This is a genomic window from Gordonia sp. i37 (genome assembly GCF_002043085.1).
GTDB lineage: Bacteria > Actinomycetota > Actinomycetes > Mycobacteriales > Mycobacteriaceae > Gordonia > Gordonia polyisoprenivorans.
In genome coordinates this window covers 1-5,494 of the sequence record NZ_MVPX01000020.1, presented here as the reverse complement: position 1 = coordinate 5,494, position 5,494 = coordinate 1, and the positions used below count along the sequence as shown (strand labels likewise).

The following is a 5,494-nucleotide window of genomic DNA, read 5'->3' as shown; positions in this document are numbered from 1 at the left end:
CTGGATTCGGCAACGCGGGCAGAGGTCGAGCATCCTCAGACCGGCCCCGATCCGGACTCCACCGGCTTGCCGTTCTCGCGCCAGGCCAGCATCCCGCCACGCACACAGCTGCCGTCATAGCCGACCTGCAGCAGGTACTGCAGGACGCGCATCGACCGACCACTGGAGTGACAGATGACGTAGAGGTCGGTGTCGGGATCGATCTCGTCGAGTCGCCCGGGGACCTCTCCGAGGGGGATGTGCACGGCGCCGCGGACGTGACCGTCGGCCCACTCGTCATCCTCGCGGACATCGAGCAGTACCTTGTCGGTGGCGGTGCTGAAGTCATCCGGCAGCTCGGTCACGGGAACCTGTGGAATCTCGCCCATGCTCACCGATCCATCGTCGCACAAGCGCGACGATGCCGACCGCGCCGCCGCACGAAGGTGGTCACCTCCGAGGGACCGGTTCGGCCGTCGAGTCGACGTACTACACCCCGACTTGACATTCGTCCAAACCCGACCGGCGCTCTATGTAGGTCTACATAACGCTATCCACATGCACTTCCACTCCCGCTGTGACCTGCGGCACAGAAGACCATCAAGGTGTGGATGAGACTGTGGAATCTGTGGAGAACTGGACACGGTCAACCGACGCAGTGTGACGACGGTCACGAGTTCGCAACAGCAGCGCGTCAAACAGTTCACGACAGTGCAGCGCATGAGCGAAATGCGCAGTTCACATTCATCCCCATCACCTGTGGATAACGTGGGGACAACAGTCGGCCGGACGGATGATTCGCATCACATCAGCGCGTGTATCGGCCCGATGTCGCATCGGCAGGGCGTCGGCCCGGGTCAGCGTAGGCGCACCGCGCTCGCACGTTCGAGCGCACTCACCGCGCCGCCGATCAGCTCCTCGGCGACCACCGATGCCCGGACCTGATCGCCGACGATCCGCGTGAGCAACGGTTTGGGAGCGTCGACGACGGTGATCTCGGCGTCGGGGTAGTGCTCGGCCACCACCGATCGCATGACCCCGACGCCGTCGACGAGTCCGATTTCGACGGCCCGCTCGCCGATCCACACGTCCCCCGTGAACAGGACCTCGTCTGCGGCGGACAGTCGTTTGCCGCGGCGCTGGCGCACCCACCGGATGAACGTGTCGTGGAGTTGGTGCTGCAAACCCTGCAGCCACTCCACGTCGTCGGCCTTCTCCGGCGAGAAGGAGTCGAGCCGCACCTTGTTCTCACCGGCCGAGTACAGACGCCGTTCCACCCCGAGCCGACCGAGGACGTCGACGAACCCGAATCCGGACGACACCACACCGATCGAGCCGACGAGCGAGGTATGGGCAGCGTAGATCTCGTCGGCCGCACACGCGATCCAGTAACCGCCGGAGGCGACGACGTCCTCGCAGAACGCCAGGACGCGCACGCCCTTCTCCGACGCGAGCTGCCGGATGCGTTCGGCGATGTACTCCGACTGCGTCGGCGACCCGCCGGGGGAATTGATGACGATGACGATCGCGCGCAGATGCTCGATGTCGAAGGCACGCGTGAGAATCGGCTCGACGCTCGTCGTCGACAATCCCGGCCGCCCCGGCCCGCCGTGGCCGATCACCCCGTCCAGGCGCACGACGGCAACCTTGTCCGACCGCTTGTGCGCCAGCTTCTTCGCAATCCGCCCCAGCGGTCCACGGCTCATCCCACCGAGCCTAGGGCATCGTTCGCGTTGGGTCGGCACCCTAGACTGCTGACGTGCAGATCCGCTGGCTCACGGCGTTCCTGGACTTCGGAGCGTCGCAATTCGGGACCGAGGTCACCTATTGGCGCGCGATCACCGGATCGACAGTGTCACCCCCACGCGGTGAACACCGCGAGTTCGCCACGCTCGAGCCGTTCAGCGGCGACGCCCACCTGCGGGTGCAGCGCGTGCACGACGGCGACGGTGGCGTTCACCTCGACATCCATGTCGACGATCCGCGGGCCGCGGCGATCGAGGCCGGCGAGTTGGGCGCGATCCTGGTCGCCGATCACCCGACCCATCTGGTCTACGACTCCCCCGCCGGCATGCGCTTCTGCCTGGTGCCCGCGGTGGGTTCCCCCCGCCGGGCGCGTCCGATCCGATGGCCGGAGGACACGATCTCGATCATCGACCAGATCTGTATCGATGTACCTGCACCGCTGTTCGATCGCGAGGTCGTCTTCTGGTCACTGTTGACCGGCTGGCCGGCCCAGCCGCGGGCACGTGCGGAGTTCCTCGCGCTGCGCCGCAACCCGGCATTGAGTCTGGGAATCCTTCTGCAGCGCTTGGATTCTGATACCGACCTCGAGGATGCCACGCGCGCGTCGGCGCATCTCGATCTGGCCACCACATCGGTCGACGACGAGGTGGGCCGGCACGAGGATTGGGGTGCCCGCGTCGTGGCGCGGCACCCGTCGTGGACGGTGATGGCCGATCCGGCCGGTAGGTATTACTGCATCACCGACCGGAATCCGCGGACGGGTCAGTGACATCGGACGGCTCCGCACCATCGATGCGGCTGCCGCGCACCCACTCCTCGAGCCGGGAGAGCTCCTCGTCGAGTTCGGCCCGCGCCCCGCGGCTCGGAGTGCCGAAAAGGTCGGTCTCCACGGTCTCGGTGCCCGGCGGTATCCGCCAGGTGCCGGCCAGCCGGCCGTCGATGAGGACGAAGCCCGGCGAGCGCCCGTTGGGGGTGACGGTCCGTGCAAACAGGTCGTCGTCGGCGATGCGGGCCCGATCACCTTGGGCAACGAGGACGTGGTCGAACGGCGCGATCAACCGGACGGGCGCGGGCTCGTCCTCGTCGGCGAGGTCGAGACCTTCCAGGTCGTAGAGCGTCTGCCCCTGCGGTCCGGTGTAGGCGGCCAGCTCCCACTCGCGTTCCATCTGTTCGACGAGCGGACGTAACCCCTTGAGCCCCGACCACTTTCCGATCGCGGCGACCGACGCCGGGCCGAAGCCGCGCAGGTAGAGCCGGATCAGTTCGCGGCGCGCCTCCTCGCCGTCGAGCGCCGGCTCGCCGGGACCGATCCAGTCGTCGAGAAGCGCATAGGTCGGGCGGCCACTGCCTTGCCAGAGTCCGCGTGGCGGGACCTGCACGAGCGGCAGCGCGCATCGCGCCATCCCGGTCAGCGTCGACGGCTTCTCCCCGGGATGTCGTTCGGCAAGAGCGCGTCCGAGCTCGTCGCCCCCGATCGGGCCGTCGCGCAACAACTCCCGGGCATCGTCGATCACTGCCGCCGGGGTGGTCGACGCGAGCTTCGAGGCGTGCGCCGACCGCAGTTCGCCGTCGAGGACCGGCTGCGCGAGTGGGCGAATCCAGCGGGCATCGGCGCCGTCGAGGAGAAAGACGGTGCCGCGCAGCAACGCCATGCGCACGACCTCCCGGTCGGTGAGCAGCTCATCGAGTTCGTCGGGTTCGAAACCCTCGATGCGGCACTGCAATCCGAAGAAGGCGGCTTTCGGGTCCTGAGACTGCATGCCGACGAGCCGGTCGATCACCTCGATGGCGTCCTCGTCGGCGCGGGCGAGCAGGTGTTGACGACGCAGCAGTGTGCGATTCCACTGCCCCGCGGTGATGGATGGGGGCACCGCCGCGGATCAGGCCGGGTAGGTGACGCCGGTGGCCGCGTGGCAGCGATACCCGTGCGGGTTCTTCGCGAGGTACTGCTGGTGATAGTCCTCGGCGTAGTAGAAATGCCCGTCACCGGCCCGCTCGAGCGCTGCGATCTCGGTGGTGATCGGCCCCAGACCGGCGGCGTCGAGTGCTTTCTGGAAGGTGGCCGCACTCGCCGTGGCCGTCTCGGCGTCGGCATCGGAGAGGGTGAAGATCGCCGAACGGTACTGAGTGCCGATGTCGTTGCCCTGCCGCATCTCCTGCGTCGGGTCGTGGTTCTCCCAGAAGATCTGCAGGATCTTCTCGAGGCTGACCTGCGTGGGATCGAAGACGACCAGCGTCGACTCCGTGTGCCCGGTGCGAGCGGTGCAGGTCTCCTCGTAGGTCGGGTTGGGCGTGTAACCGCCGGCGTAGCCGACCGCGGTGGTCCACACCCCCGGAACCTGCCAGAAGATCTCCTCGATACCCCAGAAGCAGCCGCCGGCCAGGACCACCGCCGAGAGCCCGTCGGGAAAGACGCCGATGCCGGGTCCGTCGTCGGCGGATTCACCACGCATCGGGCGGTGCAACACGATGTTCTCCGCCGCGAGCGGGACCGGCGTCGCACGACCCGGCAACGCCGCATCGGCCGAGATCAGCTGCTGTTTTCCGGAGCGGGAGGTGAGGAGCTCGTCAAGCCACGACATGCCGTCGAGTCTACGCGGGTCGCCGGGGGCGAAGTTGAGCCCGAACTGCCCGTGTGTTTATGATGGCGAAGACGGCTGTGATATCCGTCACTGAGAAGTCCGACTCGACAGCCCCGAGGCGCCTGGTCCACCACGCGACCCGCATACCCGTAAGGACGACGATGGCCACTGATGCGACCCACGATCTTCGTCCGTCGCTCACGCGTGGCCAGTCGATTCCCCGCCCCACCTACAACGTTCGCTCCTCGTGCATCGGCATCGGTCTGAGCATCTTCGCGCTCGTCGTATTGCTCGTCGCGCTCGCCCTCTGGTGAGGGTGCAGCATCCGGAGCGATCCGCTCACAGCGAAGCGATACTCGGTATGAATCCCGCAAATCCATTGCGCTTCTTGGATTCTCGTTGACCGCACCTCGTCGATACCTCAACCCTGCTTGAACTTTGTTGGGCCGTGTTTGTTGCATTCCCACAAACACTGGGGAAGGCTGGAAGCATCCGCGAGGCGGCGTCCACCCTGGGCGATCACGCGCGCGTCGATAGTGAAAGCAACACCCGAACGGCATGTGCCCAAGGGGGTATGTGCGCAGAGAGGATTACCGTGGCCGAATACACCTTGCCGGATCTCCCGTACGACTACGCGGCACTGGAGCCGCACATCTCCGGCAGGATCATGGAGCTCCATCACGACAAGCACCACGCCACCTACGTCAAGGGCGCCAACGACACCCTCGACAAGCTGGCCGAGGCTCGTGCAGACGGATCGATCGCCGGCAAGGTCTACGGACTGTCGGCAACCCTGTCGTTCCACCTGGGTGGCCACACCAACCACTCGATCTTCTGGAAGAACCTGTCGCCGAACGGTGGCGACAAGCCCGAGGGCGACCTGGCCGCGGCCATCGACGACCAGTTCGGTGGCTTCGACAAGTTCCAGGCCCACTTCACCGCTGCGGCGACCACGCTGCAGGGATCGGGCTGGGCGATCCTGGGCTACGACACCATCGGTGGCAAGCTCGTGATCCTGCAGCTGACCGACCAGAGCGGCAACATCCCCGCCGCGATCATCCCGGTCGTCATGCTCGACATGTGGGAGCACGCCTTCTACCTCGACTACCAGAACGTCAAGCCGGACTACGTCAAGGCCTGGTGGAACGTGGTCAACTGGGCCGACGCCGCCGAGCGCTTCGGCCGGG

Annotated in this window: 7 protein-coding genes; 3 read left to right on the top strand and 4 right to left on the bottom strand. The window is 66.5% G+C overall.

Going from position 1 to position 5,494, the window contains the following annotated elements; translation table 11 throughout:
• Positions 1-35: 35 nt before the first annotated feature.
• Together B1964_RS00850 and B1964_RS00845 are read right to left on the bottom strand one after the other, a co-directional pair.
• Positions 36-368: a rhodanese-like domain-containing protein gene (locus tag B1964_RS00850; protein WP_006369165.1), complete on the bottom strand. Its 333-nt coding sequence runs from the start codon at positions 366-368 to the stop codon at positions 36-38.
• A 468-nt stretch (positions 369-836) separates the two neighbouring features.
• A complete protein-coding gene (locus B1964_RS00845; RefSeq protein ID WP_079928439.1) occupies positions 837-1,685 on the bottom strand; it encodes a S49 family peptidase in 849 nt (282 codons plus the stop codon).
• Between the two features lie 53 nt (positions 1,686-1,738).
• Between B1964_RS00845 and B1964_RS00840 the strand changes: the two genes are divergently transcribed.
• Positions 1,739-2,494 (top strand): VOC family protein, encoded by a 756-nt coding sequence (locus tag B1964_RS00840; protein ID WP_079928438.1) that lies wholly within the window; start codon positions 1,739-1,741, stop codon positions 2,492-2,494.
• Here the strand turns inward: B1964_RS00840 and B1964_RS00835 are convergent.
• Both B1964_RS00835 and msrA read right to left on the bottom strand, forming a co-directional pair.
• Positions 2,463-3,596, bottom strand: a complete 1,134-nt coding sequence (locus B1964_RS00835; RefSeq protein WP_079928437.1) for a winged helix DNA-binding domain-containing protein — start codon at positions 3,594-3,596, stop codon at positions 2,463-2,465. The two genes, B1964_RS00840 and B1964_RS00835, sit on opposite strands and share 32 nt — an antisense overlap.
• A 9-nt stretch (positions 3,597-3,605) precedes the next feature.
• On the bottom strand, positions 3,606-4,307 hold the full coding sequence (msrA, locus tag B1964_RS00830; RefSeq protein ID WP_079928436.1) for a peptide-methionine (S)-S-oxide reductase MsrA: 702 nt from the start codon (positions 4,305-4,307) through the stop codon (positions 3,606-3,608).
• Positions 4,308-4,468: 161 nt separating this feature from the next.
• Here msrA and B1964_RS30305 point away from each other — a divergent pair, with 161 nt between their 5' ends.
• The gene (locus B1964_RS30305) at positions 4,469-4,621 is read left to right on the top strand and encodes a hypothetical protein (protein WP_014358428.1); all 153 of its coding nucleotides are present in this window, start codon (positions 4,469-4,471) and stop codon (positions 4,619-4,621) included.
• 281 nt (positions 4,622-4,902) lie between these two features.
• The coding region (locus B1964_RS00825) for a superoxide dismutase (RefSeq protein WP_139765571.1) at positions 4,903-5,494 on the top strand (592 nt) is incomplete at its 3' end.

What these genes read in the sequence shown, in the direction of transcription:
- B1964_RS00850 (WP_006369165.1), bottom strand. Translation starts at nt 368, where the DNA reads ATGGGCGAGATTCCACAGGTTCCCGTGACCGAGCTGCCGGATGACTTC.
- B1964_RS00845 (WP_079928439.1), bottom strand. Translation starts at nt 1,685, where the DNA reads ATGAGCCGTGGACCGCTGGGGCGGATTGCGAAGAAGCTGGCGCACAAG.
- msrA (WP_079928436.1), bottom strand. Translation starts at nt 4,307, where the DNA reads ATGTCGTGGCTTGACGAGCTCCTCACCTCCCGCTCCGGAAAACAGCAG.
- B1964_RS30305 (WP_014358428.1), top strand. Translation starts at nt 4,469, where the DNA reads ATGGCCACTGATGCGACCCACGATCTTCGTCCGTCGCTCACGCGTGGC.